15 protein-coding genes and 1 pseudogene are annotated in these 14,683 nt (G+C 64.0%); 10 read left to right on the top strand and 6 right to left on the bottom strand.

Annotated features, from left to right (window positions below):
* Positions 1-77: 77 nt before the first annotated feature.
* The 3 genes and pseudogenes from NDY25_RS23200 to gap all read right to left on the bottom strand — a co-directional run.
* Positions 78-289, bottom strand: a pseudogene (locus NDY25_RS23200) (hypothetical protein); the annotation flags it as partial.
* Positions 290-472: 183 nt separating this feature from the next.
* Positions 473-943: a hypothetical protein gene (locus tag NDY25_RS16030; RefSeq protein ID WP_168958780.1), complete on the bottom strand. Its 471-nt coding sequence runs from the start codon at positions 941-943 to the stop codon at positions 473-475.
* 217 nt (positions 944-1,160) lie between these two features.
* The gene (gap, locus tag NDY25_RS16025) at positions 1,161-2,162 is read right to left on the bottom strand and encodes a type I glyceraldehyde-3-phosphate dehydrogenase (RefSeq protein ID WP_006451409.1); all 1,002 of its coding nucleotides are present in this window, start codon (positions 2,160-2,162) and stop codon (positions 1,161-1,163) included.
* Positions 2,163-2,743: 581 nt separating this feature from the next.
* Between gap and NDY25_RS16020 the strand changes: the two genes are divergently transcribed.
* The 8 genes from NDY25_RS16020 (at position 2,744) to modC (ending at position 8,806) form a co-directional block, all read left to right on the top strand.
* Positions 2,744-3,256 carry an SgcJ/EcaC family oxidoreductase gene (locus NDY25_RS16020; RefSeq protein WP_046932169.1) on the top strand — a complete coding sequence of 171 codons (513 nt, stop codon included), beginning with the start codon at positions 2,744-2,746 and terminating at the stop codon, positions 3,254-3,256.
* A 287-nt stretch (positions 3,257-3,543) separates the two neighbouring features.
* Positions 3,544-4,167 (top strand): OmpW/AlkL family protein, encoded by a 624-nt coding sequence (locus NDY25_RS16015; RefSeq protein WP_023902612.1) that lies wholly within the window; start codon positions 3,544-3,546, stop codon positions 4,165-4,167.
* Positions 4,168-4,283: 116 nt separating this feature from the next.
* Complete coding sequence (locus NDY25_RS16010; protein ID WP_168958779.1) at positions 4,284-4,898, top strand: OmpW/AlkL family protein; 615 nt, start codon at positions 4,284-4,286, stop codon at positions 4,896-4,898.
* Positions 4,899-4,938: 40 nt separating this feature from the next.
* The gene (locus NDY25_RS16005) at positions 4,939-5,799 is read left to right on the top strand and encodes a S1/P1 nuclease (protein WP_256627559.1); all 861 of its coding nucleotides are present in this window, start codon (positions 4,939-4,941) and stop codon (positions 5,797-5,799) included.
* Between the two features lie 13 nt (positions 5,800-5,812).
* Complete coding sequence (locus NDY25_RS16000) at positions 5,813-6,637, top strand: MBL fold metallo-hydrolase (protein WP_168958777.1); 825 nt, start codon at positions 5,813-5,815, stop codon at positions 6,635-6,637.
* Between the two features lie 76 nt (positions 6,638-6,713).
* A complete protein-coding gene (gene modA / locus NDY25_RS15995) occupies positions 6,714-7,490 on the top strand; it encodes a molybdate ABC transporter substrate-binding protein (protein WP_168958776.1) in 777 nt (258 codons plus the stop codon).
* A gap of 15 nt (positions 7,491-7,505) precedes the next feature.
* Positions 7,506-8,192 carry a molybdate ABC transporter permease subunit gene (gene modB / locus NDY25_RS15990; protein ID WP_180336565.1) on the top strand — a complete coding sequence of 229 codons (687 nt, stop codon included), beginning with the start codon at positions 7,506-7,508 and terminating at the stop codon, positions 8,190-8,192.
* Positions 8,192-8,806 (top strand): molybdenum ABC transporter ATP-binding protein, encoded by a 615-nt coding sequence (gene modC / locus NDY25_RS15985; protein ID WP_168958774.1) that lies wholly within the window; start codon positions 8,192-8,194, stop codon positions 8,804-8,806. The genes modB and modC overlap by 1 nt, the downstream gene beginning before the upstream one ends.
* A gap of 53 nt (positions 8,807-8,859) precedes the next feature.
* On the opposite strand, the gene NDY25_RS15980 is transcribed toward modC, so the two are convergent.
* From NDY25_RS15980 to NDY25_RS15970, 3 genes are read right to left on the bottom strand one after another with little or no spacing between them, the layout of a single operon-like run.
* A complete protein-coding gene (locus NDY25_RS15980; protein WP_168958773.1) occupies positions 8,860-9,444 on the bottom strand; it encodes a hypothetical protein in 585 nt (194 codons plus the stop codon).
* Positions 9,441-10,784 (bottom strand): TonB family protein, encoded by a 1,344-nt coding sequence (locus tag NDY25_RS15975; protein ID WP_168958772.1) that lies wholly within the window; start codon positions 10,782-10,784, stop codon positions 9,441-9,443. Before NDY25_RS15975 ends, NDY25_RS15980 begins: the two co-directional genes overlap by 4 nt.
* Positions 10,774-11,139: a BlaI/MecI/CopY family transcriptional regulator gene (locus NDY25_RS15970; RefSeq protein ID WP_168958771.1), complete on the bottom strand. Its 366-nt coding sequence runs from the start codon at positions 11,137-11,139 to the stop codon at positions 10,774-10,776. The genes NDY25_RS15975 and NDY25_RS15970 overlap by 11 nt, the downstream gene beginning before the upstream one ends.
* A gap of 154 nt (positions 11,140-11,293) precedes the next feature.
* Here NDY25_RS15970 and NDY25_RS15965 point away from each other — a divergent pair, with 154 nt between their 5' ends.
* Together NDY25_RS15965 and NDY25_RS15960 are read left to right on the top strand one after the other, a co-directional pair.
* Positions 11,294-13,225 (top strand): acetyl-CoA hydrolase/transferase C-terminal domain-containing protein, encoded by a 1,932-nt coding sequence (locus NDY25_RS15965; RefSeq protein WP_168958770.1) that lies wholly within the window; start codon positions 11,294-11,296, stop codon positions 13,223-13,225.
* 167 nt (positions 13,226-13,392) lie between these two features.
* On the top strand, positions 13,393-14,568 hold the full coding sequence (locus NDY25_RS15960; RefSeq protein ID WP_168958769.1) for a phosphatidylinositol-specific phospholipase C1-like protein: 1,176 nt from the start codon (positions 13,393-13,395) through the stop codon (positions 14,566-14,568).
* Positions 14,569-14,683 lie beyond the last annotated feature (115 nt).

The raw sequence follows: 14,683 nt of genomic DNA, 5'->3' as shown, positions 1-14,683 counted from the left end.
TGCAGCTTGCAGGTCTGCTGCGCGAGGCGAGTCGGGTTCGCCAAATGTAGACACACCGACGTCGGATGCGTCTTGCTGCGGCTCCCACGCCCTGAAAGGCGTTGGCATTGGCGAATGCACCGCCGCCGCATCCGCGGCCCCCGCCCCGTCCGCTGGCCTGCCACTGCGCAAGCCGCTGCTCCAGCGAATCCACGCGTCGCCGCAACCCGGCAATCCACACCAGTGCGATCACCAATCCCACCGGCAACGCAAGCAGAAACAGCACTACCAGCCCGATCATCGTTTCCAACGCAGCAACCCCCTGAGTCGGCATCCGGCCGAATGCGCGAACCATACAGGCTCAGGACGCGTCTGGGCAGCCAAGCCGGGGGGAAAGCCCTGCAACGCGATGACGTCAGCAGCTCCGGGACGCAATGGCTGCACGTACGCAAGCGCGCCAAAAAAAACGCCCGGAGAACCGGGCGTTTCAAACTTATTCGCGGTAGCCGCTGTCGTTCTTGTTATGGATGATCCAGACCAGGTTGCCGCCGGTACCCATCGACTTGCCGGCAAACACCAGACGGCCCTGGCCCTTGTAGGCCATCTCGTACCGGTAACGGTCCCCACCGAAGAAGAACGGAATGAACGCCTTGCCAGTCACATAGGAACCCTGGTCGTCCGGCTGCCCGATCAGATCGGTCACCTGCTTCATCGGCATGCCGATCTGCAACTGGGTGAACTTGCTGCCCGGCGCAGGCTTGCCGGTGATTTCGCCTTCGTAATCGTTGACGCCCTTGACGGTCTCGCCATAGCCGGCCTCGACGTCGGACGACTTGATCACTTCACCATCGGCATTCATCCAGGCCGGCGTACCGCTCTGCTTTTTCGCCGCCCAGCTGTTCAACGGAGCCGAAAACGCAATCACCACACCGAGCGCCAATGCGCCCGCCAGAAATTTATTCATCGTTATGTTCTCTCGATCCATGGAGTTCCCCGATCCTTCGTACACGACACGGGAACGGCCGCCGTGCGCGCAAATTAGCGCACGTGAGCCTCTCAAAGTCCACATCTTGTACTGGCGACGAAGCGGTGACGGCGCATGTGCACATCACATTCCGACAGACAAAAAACGAAAGGCCCCGGCATGCCGGGGCCTTCAACGCGTCGCCTAAGCGCGCGATTTACTTCGCCACAACCCGCACCATTTCCAGGCACTTGTTGGAATAGCCCCACTCGTTGTCGTACCAGGACACCAGCTTGACGAAGGTGGAATCCAGGGCGATGCCGGCGTCGGCGTCGAACACCGAGGTGCAGGTCTCGCCGCGGAAATCGGTCGCCACCACCTTGTCTTCGGTATAGCCCAGCACGCCCTTCAAGGCGCCTTCGCTCTGCGCCTTCACTTCGGCGCAGATCTCGGCGTAGGTGGCCGGCTTTTCCAGTTCGACGGTGAGGTCGACCACCGAGACGTCGGAGGTCGGCACGCGGAAGCTCATGCCGGTGAGCTTCTTGTTGAGCTCGGGAATCACCACGCCCACGGCCTTGGCAGCGCCGGTGGAGGACGGAATGATGTTCTCCAGGATGCCGCGCCCACCGCGCCAATCCTTGTTCGACGGGCCGTCCACGGTCTTCTGCGTTGCAGTGGCCGCGTGCACGGTGGTCATCAGGCCGCGCTTGATGCCCCACTTGTCGTTGATCACCTTGGCCAACGGCGCCAGGCAGTTGGTGGTGCACGAAGCGTTGGAGACGATCGCCTCGCCCTTGTAGGTCTTGTCGTTGACGCCGAACACGAACATCGGCGTGTCGTCCTTGGACGGTGCCGACAGGATCACCTTCTTGGCGCCCGCGTCGATGTGCTTCTGCGCGGTTTCCTTGGTCAGGAACAGGCCGGTGGATTCGATCACCACCTCGGCACCGACGGCATCCCACTTGAGGTTGGCCGGGTCGCGTTCCTGGGTCAGACGGATCTTGTTGCCGTTGACGATCAGCGTGTTGCCGTCGACCGATACATCGGCCTTGAAGCGGCCATGCACCGAATCGTACTGCAGCATGTAGGCCAGATAGTCGGGCTCGAGCAGGTCATTGATGGCCACGATCTCGATGTCATTGCCGAAGTTCTGCACCGCAGAGCGCAGCACGTTGCGGCCGATGCGACCGAATCCGTTGATGCCAACCTTGATTGCCATGTTCACTAGCTCCTGCGGCCGCGACAGCGCGGCGGATGGAAAGGGACGGCTATTCTAGCAGCGTCGCACTCGCGCAGCCGTGCGCTTGAATGCTGCGCAGTACAGCGTGCAAAGACGTTGTGGTCAGGTGCAGCCGCACCCGTCGCAGTCATCCCCGAACCACTGCCGGTAGACGCGGTGCCGGCTCTGGATATCTGCGCTCGCTGCATGCGCGATGCAAGGCCCCACATGCAACGAGAGACCTGCTGATCCAGCGCCAGCATGCACCGCACTGGCAGCGGGCTCGGCAATAGCCTGTGTCCTTTAAGAAGGCAACGGCGCATCGCTCTCAAATGGGCATCCGCACGCGTTGCTCAGCGCTCGACGCTCGGCGCAACGAACATTTGTCCGCACAACAGGCAAAACCTGAAGATGGCCATAAATCCTCATTAAATTATTTATTTTCAATCTCTTAGAAATATCCAAACTACGCCATACAGCATACTCAAGACTATGCCGAACAGCAGAATTTCGGCGCTCCGTGGATTTCGATACTGGCCCTGCCTGCTGAGGCACCCATCAATCACAACGGAGATTCCCCCATGCGTCGCACCCTTCTCTCTCTGGTTCTGGCTCTGGCCGCCACCCCGGCGCTGGCTGGCGGCGTGATGCATTACACCGAAAAGGCAACGCTGCCCGCCGATGGCGAAGCGCGCGAAGTGGCTGCACTGTTCGACACCTGGAACGCGGCGCTGGCCACCGGCAACCCGCACAAGGTTGCCGACCTGTATGCACCGGACGGTGTGCTGCTGCCGACCGTCTCCAACGAAGTGCGCGCTTCGCGGGCGCAGATCGAAAAGTACTTCGAGATGTTCCTGACCAAGAAGCCGCAGGGCGTCGTCAACTACCGCACCGTGCGCGTACTCGATGAAGACAGCGCGGTGGACGCCGGTGTCTATACCTTCACGCTGACCGACAAGGACGGCAAGAAGAGCAAGGTGCAGGCGCGCTACACCTTCGTGTACGAAAAGCGTGACGACAAGTGGCTGATCATCAACCACCACAGCTCGGCGATGCCGGAAGTGGATGCGCCCCAGGTCGCCAAGGTCAAGTAAGTGCTCGATCCCTGCAGCCATCCGCTCGCGGCCTGCTCCATCGCGCACGCAAGCGTCGGCGCTCCTCCCCCGCCGCCGCTTGCGCCAAGCGCATCGCGTTGCACCTCGGACGCGATGCGCCGGTGCGATCACCGCCACGGCGCGCACCGCTGTTGTCAATGCCAGCTCCTGCTCACACCGCTGCATGACCCACAGCGTCATGGCGCCAACGGATTGATCAGGATCAAGGCAGCCGTCGGGCAAACCCACAAGACTTACTCCATCTTCTGCACACAACGAGAATTTCTATGCGCATGCGCTCTACCCTTCTGCTCGCCGGCCTGGCCGCCAGCTTTGCCAGCGTCCCCGCATTGGCTCAATCCAAAGGCGACTGGACGGTTGCCGTCGGCGCCCACCAGGTCGCGCCCAAATCCGATAACGGCCGTCTGGTCGGCGGCACGCTCGAAGCAGACGTCGGCAAGGACATCAAGCCGACCTTCACTGCGGAATACTTCATCGCCGACAACCTGGGCATCGAAGTTCTGGCTGCGCTGCCGTTCGAGCACGACATCGCGCTCCGCGGCATGGGGCGCGTCGGCAGCACCAAGCATCTGCCGCCGGTGATTTCGCTGCAGTACCACTTCAACAGCCAGGGCAAGCTCTCGCCGTTCGTTGGCGCGGGTATCAACTACACGCGGTTCTTCAGCACCGACACCCGCGGCGCGCTGGCCGGCAGCGATCTGGAACTGGACGATTCCTGGGGTCTGGCGCTGCATGCAGGCGTGGACTACAAGCTCAGCGAGCGCGGCGCACTGCGCGTGAACCTGCGTTGGATCGATATCGACACCGAAGCCAGCCTCGATGGCAACCGCATCGGCACGGTCAACATCGACCCGCTGGTCTATGGCGTGGCGTACGTGCACCGGTTCTGATCCACTGCGTACGCGGTGCATCTCTGGCACACTGGGCGTCCAGGGACGTGCATCCACCGCCGGAGTTGCGGACAGGTTGGTCACGTCGACCGCCTGTCCGACCTACCGGGGATTCCATGAGCATGCTGATCCGTACCGCCCTCGCCATCGCACTGGCCGCTTCGGCCACACCCGCCCTTGCACAGTCGGCCGGCCACTGGACGACCGGCTACGGTGCCGGCTATGTCTCGCCCAAATCCGACAGCGGCACCTTCGGCGGCACGCGTGCCGAGATCAAGGGCGCACCAGCGCTGTCGTTCACCTACGAATACTTCATTCGCAACAATCTCGGCATCGAGGTGCATGCCGCCGTAGCGGGCAAGCACGATCTGGAACTCGACGGCATCGGCAAGGTAGGGAGCTACTGGTCGGTGCCGCCGAGCGTGCTGTTGCAGTACCACATCAACGGCTACGGCACGGTGTCGCCGTTCGTGGGTGTGGGCATCAACTACACCACCTTTCTCGGTGAAGACGTCGATGATGCATTCGGCAATGGCGATCTGAGCTTCGACGATTCGGTGGGCGCCACCGCGCATGTCGGCGTGGACTTCATCTTCAACGAACGCAGCGGCCTGCGCGTGGATGCGCGCTGGGCCGGCTCGCAAAGCAACGTCGACTTCAACGGCGCGCGGCTGGGCAAGGCGAAGATCGATCCGCTGACCTACGGTGTGTCGTATCTGGTGTATTTCTGATCGTATTGCAGACGCCGCGCTGAGGCGTGGCTGTCGTGCGATGGGGACGGCCATCAAACCGTCCCAAAGCGATGCGTACAATTACGGGATGAAGACTTTCTCCCCTTATGTTGTCGTTCTTGCCGCCGCCGTTGCGGCACTCCAGCCCATCGCCGCATTCGCCTGGGGCCCGCAGGGTCACCGCTTGGTGGCGCGCGTTGCAGAAACCGAACTGACGCCGCAAGCGCGTGCGCAGGTGGCGCAATTGCTGGCAGGCGAGTCGCATCCGAGCCTGGCCGGGGTCGCGACCTGGGCCGATGAACTGCGCGAACACGATCCGGATCTGGGCAAGCGCTCCGGGCCCTGGCATTACGTCAACCTGGGCGAACACGAGTGCGGCTACGTGCCGGCGCGCGACTGCCCGGATGGCAATTGCGTGATCGCCGCGCTCGAGCAGCAAACCGCGTTGCTTGCCGATCGCAGCCAGCCGTTGGACGTGCGGCGGCAGGCATTGAAGTTCGTGGTGCATTTTGTCGGCGACATCCACCAGCCCATGCATGCCGGCTACGCGCACGACAAGGGCGGCAACACGTTCCAGCTGCAGGTCGATGGCAAGGGCAGCAACCTGCATGCGCTGTGGGACAGCGGCATGCTCAACGACAGCCACCTCAGCGACGATGCATATCTGCCACGTCTGCTGGCGTTGCCGGCTGCCGCTGCAATTTCTCCGGTGCTGCCGCCGCCCGCTGCTGCCTGGGCGCAGGCGTCGTGCAAGATCGCGATCACGCCGGGCGTGTATCCGAGCGAGCATGTATTGCCGGATAACTACATCGCCACCTATCGTCCGATCGCCGAGACGCAATTACGGCTTGCCGGCGACCGACTCGCCGCCGTGCTCAATGCGGCGCTGGCTACCCCCTGAGATGGAGACGCCGATGCAGCCCGAAGTCCTTGCGTTCTTCCACGCCGACAGCAATACCTTCACCTATGTGGTCGCCGATGCGGCAACCGGTGCAGCGGCGGTGATCGACCCGGCGCTGGACTATGCGGCCGACACCGGCGAGGTCAGCACGCACGCCGCGCAGGCCATCGTCGATGCCATCGCCGAACACGGCTGGCAGGTGCAATGGCTGCTGGAAACCCACGCGCATGCCGATCACCTGTCTGCCGCGCAATGGCTCAAACAACACTGGCCACAGGCGCGCATCGGCATCGGCGAAGGCATTCGGGATGTGCAACAGACACTCGCACCGCGTTATGCCTTGCCAGAGGACTTCCGCGCCGATGGCTCGCAGTTCGATCACCTGTTCGCAGATGACGAACGCTTCCAGCTCGGCGGCATCCAGGCGCGCGTCATCGCGGTGCCCGGGCATACCAGCGACAGCATTGCGTATCTGATCGGCGATGCGCTGTTTCCCGGCGATTCGTTGTTCATGCCCGACGCGGGCACGGCGCGCTGCGATTTCCCCGGTGGCGATGCGCGGCAATTGTTTGCCTCGATCCAGCGCCTGTATGCGCTGCCGGAAGACACCCGTGTGTTCGTCTGCCACGACTACGGCCCGGGCGGCCGCGCTGTGGCGCATCAGACCAGCATTGGCGAACAGCGGCGCGGCAATATCCATGTGCGCGATGGCGTCGAGATCGAGGCGTTCGTGGCGCAGCGGCAGGCGCGCGATGCCACCTTGCCCGAGCCCAAGCTGATCCGGCCGGCACTGCAGGCCAATCTCCAGGCTGGCCGATGCGGTGGCGTGGATCGGTAACGTTCCAGTGCGGTCGCCACGCGGCGCACGGGGTGCAGCCGCTATGATCGGTGTCTGACCCTGCTGGAGCTCACCCATGCGCACGATCGGTTTTTGGCAGCGCGCGCTCTGCGTGCTGATGCTTGCCCTGCCCGTCCTGGCCACTGCGCAGACCGCGCCGGTAACCGTGTTTGCCGCGGCAAGCCTGAAGGAATCCATGGACGAGGCCGCGGCCGCTTACGAAAAGGCGACCGGCACGCCGGTACGCGTGTCGTATGCCGCCAGCTCCGCACTGGCACGCCAGATCGAGCAAGGCGCACCGGCAGACGTGTTCTTCTCGGCCGATCTGGAATGGATGGACTATCTGCAGCAGCGCGGCCTGGTGCTGCCGGCGCAGCGTCACAACCTGCTCGGCAACACGCTGGTGCTGATCGCCCCGGCTGCCAGCAAGATGCACGTGGACCCGCGCAAACCTGGCGCGATTGCCAAGGCGCTCGGCGACAGCGGCCGGTTGGCGGTTGGTCAGACCACCAGCGTGCCGGCCGGCAAATATGCCGCCGCATCGCTGCGCAAGCTTGGCCAGTGGGACGGTTTGAGCAACCGCCTGGCCGAGTCGGAGAGCGTGCGCGCGGCGCTGATGCTGGTCTCGCGTGGCGAGGCGCCGCTGGGCATCGTGTACGGCTCTGACGCACGCGCCGACCCCAAGGTGCGCGTGGTCGCCACGTTTCCCGACGACAGCCACGATGCGATCGTGTATCCGGTCGCTGCATTGAAGAACAGCAGTAATCCCGACACCGTCAAGTTCGTGCAATGGCTGAGCAGCAAACCGGCCAAGGCGATCTTTAGCCGCCGCGGTTTTTCGTTGACCGATTGAGGCGCGCCGTTGTCGATGTTCACCCCGCAAGAGCTGACCGCGATCGGCTTGAGTCTCAAGGTCGCGATCGTTGCCGCCATCGCCAGCCTGCCGCCGGGTATTGCCTGCGGTTGGTTGCTGGCGCGGCGCCGCTTTCCGGGCAAGGCCCTGTTGGACGCGTTGCTGCACTTGCCCTTGGTGATGCCGCCGGTGGTGACCGGCTACGCGCTGCTGGTGGTGCTGGGCACGCAGGGGCCGGTCGGTAGCTGGCTGCTGGAATACTTCGGCATCCAGTTCGCGTTCCGTTGGACCGGCGCGGCGCTGGCATGCGCGGTGATGGGCTTTCCGTTGATGGTGCGCGCCATTCGCTTGTCCATCGAAGCCACCGATCGCCGCCTGGAAGCGGCCGCCGCCACGCTCGGCGCCGGTCCGTGGCGGGTGTTCTTCAGCATCACCTTGCCGCTGGCCTGGCCCGGTCTGGTCGCTGGCACGGTGCTGGCCTTCGCCAAGGCCTTGGGCGAGTTCGGCGCAACCATCACCTTCGTCTCCAACATCCCTGGCGAAACCCAGACCTTGTCGTCGGCCATCTACGGCTTGATGCAGGTACCGGGCATGGAATCGGGCGTGTGGCGGTTGGCTGGCGTTGCGTTGGCGATTTCGCTGGCCGCGCTGCTGCTGTCCGAATGGCTGGTGCGCAGGCCAAACCCGCGTGAGGACGACTGATGCTGGACATCGATCTGCAACTACAGCGCGGCAACTTCCAACGGCATATCCGGATTCAGGACGCTGCGCGCGTGGTGGCCGTGGTCGGCCCGTCCGGTGCAGGCAAGACCACGGTGCTCAACGCGATCGCCGGGCTGGTGCAACCGCAGGCCGGGCATATCCGCATTGATGGGCGGTGTCTGTACGACGCCCGGCAAGGCGTGGACCTGCCTACGCACAAGCGCAGCATCGGCTACGTCTTTCAGGATGCGCGGCTGTTTCCGCATTTGGATGTGCGCCGCAATCTGCGTTACGGCCGGCATGCGCGTGGCGCGGCGCCGTTCGGTTTCGACGATGTGGTGGCATTGCTGGGGATTGCGCCGTTACTGCAACGCCGGCCGCGCAATCTGTCCGGTGGCGAAGCGCAACGCGTGGCGATCGGCCGCGCCTTGTTGTCGCAACCGGCGATTCTGTTGTTCGACGAGCCCCTGTCGGCGCTGGATCAGGCGCGCCGCGAAGAATTGATTCCCTACTTGCAACGCGTGCGCGACGAGATCCGTCTGCCGATGCTGTACGTCAGCCACAATCCCGATGAAGTGCAGCGCATTGCCGATAGCGTGCATGTACTGGAGTAAGCGCAGCCGGCAGCGCTGGTGCGTTGCGTCCACCCGCTGACGCAAGGCCTGCGTCAGCGTGCAACCTTGCCGGTGCGCACGCTGACCTTGCCCTGCCGCACCTCGAAGGTGAATGCGAACGACAGCGTCACCGGCACCGGTTCTTCGCCGGTTGCGCCGGTGCAGTCGTCCAGCGCCGCCGGTTGTGCCACACCAGGCGCAAACGTGCACATCGCGGCCGGCACGAACTGCCATTGCTGCACCGTGGTACGCACCGCCTGCACCAGATCGGCATTGCCCTGCAGCAGACCGGCCGCGCATTCGTCGCGATCGGACATCGGATCGACGCGCTGCACCGCGCCTTCGGCAGTCAGGATCACATGCGCGCAGACGGTGGTCGGCGGCAAGCTCTGCCGTGGCGAATCGGCCGGCAGCACCGGCGCCGCGCTGCGTAGCGCGCGCGGCATGCGGAAGCGTTGTGTCGGTGCCAGCGTATAAGGCTGGATCGAAGAATCGCCGTCGCCGCCCGACTGCGCGCTCAGCATGCGCTGGTCCACCGAATCTTCGCGCTGGCTGCGCTGCTGTTCCTGCACACGTGGCGTTGCGCATGCGCCAAGCGACAGCGCCAGGACTGCGGCGCAGATCGGAGCACCTCTCATCGCAGCGCCTCCTGCATCGCGCAGCCTGGCCAAGCGCAACCGGCAAGACGCTCGGACGGTGGCGCATCCGATCGTGCGGCGCTGGCGCTGGCATTGGCGGTCTTGGTGGTTTGCTCAGGCGCATCCAATTCGAACTTCACCGGCACGCGCACGTTCGATGCAATGGCCTTGCCCTGTGCGTACGCAGGTTTCAGTCGCCATTGGCGCGCTGCATCCAGCACCGCTTGATCGAAGACACCAGCTGGCGTGCTCCGCACGACGGCGATGTGCTGCGGTACACCGCCTGGGTCGACCTCCATCTGCAGTTCGACAAAGCCCTCGATGCCGCCATCGAACGCAGGTGCAGGATATTTAGGCGGTCGCATCGTGGTGAAATCCGCATAGTTCGACTCACGCATGCGAGTGACACCCGCCGCATCGTTGTCTGCAGGCGCGGCGTAAGACGCTGCTGCGATACGCGCTGGCTGCAGGGCCCAAGCGGCGGCACTGAGTGTTACCGCGAGCAACAGCACACCCCCACCGCTCCAGCGCGAACGCCTGGCATCTTTCAGTGGCTTGCGCAGCGCTGCAATGCGTTGCGTCAACGGATGCGAGGCAGCCCAGTGACAGGCGAGCGGTGTGCACCCAGCACCCAGCTGGGTCTTGAGCATTGCCGTGGCATAGCTGCGGCGCTTGCCTGGATGCTGTGCCAGCACGGCCGCATCGCAGGCCAGTTCCTGATCCAGCCGGAACGCACGCCAGGCCAGATGCATCAGCGGGTTGAACCAACCGATGCAGAGCATCAGGGCCGCAAGCAGATTGGCATGCAGATCGCCGCGGCGCAGATGCAGCCGTTCGTGCGCCAGCACCAACGCACGTTCGGCAGCGCAATAGCGCGTAGTGAAATCCGACGGCACCACGATACGTGGGCGCCAGATTCCCAATGATGCCGGCAGCCCGGCGTCATGCGTTGCCGACCACACGGCATTGTCCAACGCGTACAAAGGCCCAAGGCTGCGCACGAAACGATGCTGCCGCCGCCACAGCATGGCTGCCATGAGCGCGGCGCCAGTCAGCCATACCGCCAATGCCAGCGTCGTCCACGCAGTAGCACCGTCATGCGCGTTGGAGAGCGCCGGCATCGCAGCAAGCAGCGGCACCTTCAATAGCGCAACATCCGATTGCGGGCTTGGCAGCACGGCGGCCAGCAAGGCGAGCGGAACGCATGCCCAGATCGCGTACGCCGCCGTTGCACCAAGCCAGCCGCGCAATGGGCGCCGCAGGAGCAGACAGATCGATAGCGCGGCCGCGGTGTAAAGCGTTGGGCGCAGCAGCAGCGGGACCAATGTGTCAGGGCTCATCGTCCAACTCCTTGATCAGCTTTTTCAATTCCGCGATGTCGGACGCGCTGAGCTTTCCGCGTTCGCTGAAATGCGCCACCAATGGCGCCACCCGCCCACCGAAGAGCCGTTGCAGCAATCCTTCGCTCTGTTGCTGTACCCACTGCTCGCGTTGCAGCAGCGGGGTATAGAGATATTTGCGCCCCTCCTTCTGCGCGGCGATGGCGCCCTTGTTGAGCAGGCGATTGAGCAGCGTCTTGATGGTCGGCTCGGCCCAATCGGTCTGTGCCAGCGCTGCGACCACCTCTTCTGCCGTGCGCGGAGCGCCGTCCCAGAGCACTTGCATCACCACCGCTTCCGCATCGCTGATCGACATCCGATTACATCCGTAATTTTTACTGATTACATGCGTAAACCCCGGGGTTGTCAAGCCTGTTCCTCCTCGGGCTTCGAGCAGCGATTGCAGCGACCAACCGCAACGCCAACTGCTCAAGCAACCGGCTCGCCATCGGCTCGGCTACCCTGCACGGATGACCGAACATCTCACTGACCTGCCCTCTGCCGTGGAGCGGATCCTGCAACGTATCGAAGGCCCATTGCGCGTGGGTGCGCCCTTGGGCATCGGCAAGCCGCATCGGCTGTTGAACGCCTTGTATGCGCAGCTCAAGGACACGCCGTCACGACCGCTGGCGCTGTACACGGCGTTGTCGCTCAATCCGCCCAGGCCAGGTGCGGGGCTGGAGGCGCGCTTTGCCGCACCGTTTGTTGCACGCCATTTCGGTGACGACTTTCCGCGCTTGGCGTATGTCGACGACATGCTGCGCGACGCATTGCCGGCGCATGTGCAGGTGGAAGAGTTCTACATGCAGTCCGGCGGCCTGCTGCACTCCACCCAGGCGCAGGCCGACTACACGAGTCTGAACTACACGCACGCCGCTGCGGCGGTGGCGCAACGCGCGCCCAACCTGATCGTGCAAAAAGTCGCGCGCGAACCGGGCGGCACGCGGCTGTCGCTGTCGTGCAACAACGACATCACCCAGGACACGCTCGATGCGGTGCAGGCACTCGGCCTGCCACGTCCGCTGTTGGTGGCGGAAATCGATACGCAACTGCCGTGGATCGGCGGCACTGCAGCGGTGGACGAGGCGTTCTTCGATCTGGTCATCGACCTGCCCGGCCCGTCGCCGCGCCTGTTCGGCTTGCCGCGGCAACCGGTGAACACCATCGACTACGCGATCGGTTTGTATGCCAGCACGCTGGTGCGCGATGGCGGCAGCTTGCAGATCGGCATCGGCACGTTGGCCGACGCGCTGAGCCATGCCCTGGTGCTACGACACACCGAGAACGCCACCTATCGGCGCGTGCTGCATGCGCTGGATCCGGAGCTGGAACAGCATCCTGCGGTGCGCACCAGCGGTGGTCTGGCACCGTTCGAGATCGGCCTGTACGGCTGCAGCGAAATGCTCAACGAAGGGTTCAAGCAGCTGGTGGACAGCGGCGTGATCCGGCGCAAGGTGCATGACGATCTGCCGCTGATGCAGCGCATCGCCGACGGCAGTGCCGATGCAGCCGATCACGCGCGGCTGGCACGCGAGGGCGAGTTTCTGCATGGCGCGTTCTATCTTGGTTCGCCGGACTTCTACCAATGGCTGCGCACTCTGGATGCGGAGACCCGCGATGCCATCGGCATGCGCCGCATCAGCGAGATCAACCAGCTCTACGGCGGCGATGAAACATTGGAGCGCTTGCAACGCCATCAGGCACGCTTCTTCAACTCCTGCATGATGGCCACCGCGCTCGGTGCGGCGGTGTCCGATGGGCTGGACGATGGGCGCGTGGTCTCCGGTGTCGGTGGCCAGTACAACTTCGTGGCGATGGCGCATGCCTTGCCGCAGGCCCGCAGCGCGCTGATGCTGCGGGCCACCCGCGATGCCGGAGCACATGCGGCCAGCAATGTGCGCTGGAATTATGGGCACACCACCATCCCGCGCCATCTGCGCGATCTGTACATCACCGAGTACGGCATCGCCGATCTGCGTCACCAGACCGATCAGGACTGCGTGCTGGCGATGGCGGGCATCTGCGATGCACGCTTCCAGGACGCATTGCTTGCCACAGCAAAGACATCGCGCAAGCTGCGTAGCGACCCTGCACTGCCTGCCCGCGCACAACGCAATACACCGCAAGCGCTGGAACAGGCATTGGCGCCGTTTCGCCGCGACGGCAGCCTGCCGGACTACCCACTCGGCAGCGACTTCACCGAGGTCGAGCAACGCGTGCTACGCGCCCTGACCTGGCTCAAACGCGCCACTGCCAGCAACAGCGCGAAACTGACGACGGTGTGGCGCGCACTGCTGTCACGCAATGCGGGCGATGCGAACGACGCTACCTGCCTGCAACGCATGGCATTGGACACGCCACGCGGCATCGGTGAGCGCGTGCAGGCGCGGCTGCTGGCATAGGCCTTGCGCAAGACCAGATCGCACTGAGAGCGGCTTTGCCGGGATGTGCCCAGAAACGATGTCATGGCGCGTTTATCGCGCTGTGACCCACGACGGCAACACTGCGGAAAGCGTTGCGTCAAATTTGGCCGGGATGATGGCGACCACCTTCTTTCCGGCATCGGTGCATGCGCTTTCTACACGCTTTTTCGGCTTTGAATCCAGGCGATGACAGCAAAGCGAAGCCATCGCGTGCCAAGCGAAGCAATTCGAGACATGCTGCATTTTTCGGCGTGTTGATGATGGCCAGCGTCACTTCACACGCCGCACCTCGCCTCACCGATCTGCAGTACATCGGTAGCCACAACAGCTACCACGCCGGCTTCGCCCACAGCGAAGCGGCACTGCTGAAACAACTGAGCCCGGAATTGTTCGCAGCACTGGATTATCGCCATCCAGCGCTGACGCAACAGTTGGACGATGGCGTCAGACAGCTAGAACTGGATGTGTTTGCCGACGCGAACGGTGGCCGCTACGCGCACCCGGCGATCGTCGCGCAAGTTGCCAAGGCTGGCCTCCCGCCAGCGCCGGCGAGTGCACCTGCCGGCGTGATGGACAAGCCGGGCTTCAAGGTCATGCATGTGCAGGATGTGGATCAGCGCAGCAACTGCCAACCCTTGATCGCCTGCCTGCAGGAAGTGCGCGCGTGGTCGAAGCAGCACCCTGGGCACGTGCCGATCTTCATCCTGCTGGAAACCAAACAGGCAGCGGTGAAGCTAAGCTTTCCGACCGTGCAGCCGGAGCCGTTCGATATCGCGGCGCTGGATGCCTTGGATGCCGAACTGCGCTCGGTGTTTAAGCCCGGCGAGTACCTTAGCCCCGACCAAGTCCGTGGCACGGCAGCTACGCTCAACGCCGCTGTGCTCGCGCATGGCTGGCCATCCTTGCACGAAGCACGCGGCAAGGTCGTGTTCCTGCTCGACCAGCGCGCGGCCGGTGCCAGTTACCTGCCCGGGCATCCCTCGCTGCGCGGACGCGTGTGCTTCACCAACGCCGTGCCGGGCGAAGACGATGCCGCGTTTACTGAACTCAACGATGGCCCCGTCGAGAAGATCAACCAGCTGGTGAAAGCCGGCTATCTGGTGCGCACGCGGACCGACGCAGACCTGAAAGAAGCGCTGCACAACGACACTACGCGCCGCAACAGCATGCTGGCCAGTGGTGCGCAATTGCTCAGCACCGACTTCCCCGCACACGAGCCAGCCAGCAACGGTTACGTGGTGCGCTTCGACGGCGATGCGGTCGCACGCTGCAATCCGCAGCTTCCGCACGCGCATTGCAAGGGCGTCGACCTGACGCATTGAGTGGGGTCACGTCCGCAATCGCACCACCCACGCCAAACCACACAGACCTGTCGCAATGGAAGGCGTCGGCGATGCACGCCTGCGCCCGCGTTATGGGGCCTGGCACCCCACGTTC

It is taken from the genome of Xanthomonas hortorum pv. pelargonii (assembly GCF_024499015.1).
Lineage (GTDB): Bacteria > Pseudomonadota > Gammaproteobacteria > Xanthomonadales > Xanthomonadaceae > Xanthomonas > Xanthomonas hortorum_B.
Note: the sequence above shows the minus strand (reverse complement) of the source record. Positions and strands in the feature narration are given on the sequence as shown.

Excerpts from the sequence above, each read along its gene's own strand:
- NDY25_RS16030 (WP_168958780.1), bottom strand. The coding sequence starts at position 943 with ATGAATAAATTTCTGGCGGGCGCATTGGCGCTCGGTGTGGTGATTGCG.
- gap (WP_006451409.1), bottom strand. The coding sequence starts at position 2,162 with ATGGCAATCAAGGTTGGCATCAACGGATTCGGTCGCATCGGCCGCAAC.
- NDY25_RS16020 (WP_046932169.1), top strand. The coding sequence starts at position 2,744 with ATGCGTCGCACCCTTCTCTCTCTGGTTCTGGCTCTGGCCGCCACCCCG.
- NDY25_RS16015 (WP_023902612.1), top strand. The coding sequence starts at position 3,544 with ATGCGCATGCGCTCTACCCTTCTGCTCGCCGGCCTGGCCGCCAGCTTT.
- NDY25_RS16010 (WP_168958779.1), top strand. The coding sequence starts at position 4,284 with ATGAGCATGCTGATCCGTACCGCCCTCGCCATCGCACTGGCCGCTTCG.
- NDY25_RS16005 (WP_256627559.1), top strand. The coding sequence starts at position 4,939 with ATGGGGACGGCCATCAAACCGTCCCAAAGCGATGCGTACAATTACGGG.
- NDY25_RS16000 (WP_168958777.1), top strand. The coding sequence starts at position 5,813 with ATGCAGCCCGAAGTCCTTGCGTTCTTCCACGCCGACAGCAATACCTTC.
- modA (WP_168958776.1), top strand. The coding sequence starts at position 6,714 with ATGCGCACGATCGGTTTTTGGCAGCGCGCGCTCTGCGTGCTGATGCTT.
- modB (WP_180336565.1), top strand. The coding sequence starts at position 7,506 with ATGTTCACCCCGCAAGAGCTGACCGCGATCGGCTTGAGTCTCAAGGTC.
- modC (WP_168958774.1), top strand. The coding sequence starts at position 8,192 with ATGCTGGACATCGATCTGCAACTACAGCGCGGCAACTTCCAACGGCAT.
- NDY25_RS15980 (WP_168958773.1), bottom strand. The coding sequence starts at position 9,444 with ATGAGAGGTGCTCCGATCTGCGCCGCAGTCCTGGCGCTGTCGCTTGGC.
- NDY25_RS15975 (WP_168958772.1), bottom strand. The coding sequence starts at position 10,784 with ATGAGCCCTGACACATTGGTCCCGCTGCTGCTGCGCCCAACGCTTTAC.
- NDY25_RS15970 (WP_168958771.1), bottom strand. The coding sequence starts at position 11,139 with ATGTCGATCAGCGATGCGGAAGCGGTGGTGATGCAAGTGCTCTGGGAC.
- NDY25_RS15965 (WP_168958770.1), top strand. The coding sequence starts at position 11,294 with ATGACCGAACATCTCACTGACCTGCCCTCTGCCGTGGAGCGGATCCTG.
- NDY25_RS15960 (WP_168958769.1), top strand. The coding sequence starts at position 13,393 with ATGCGCTTTCTACACGCTTTTTCGGCTTTGAATCCAGGCGATGACAGC.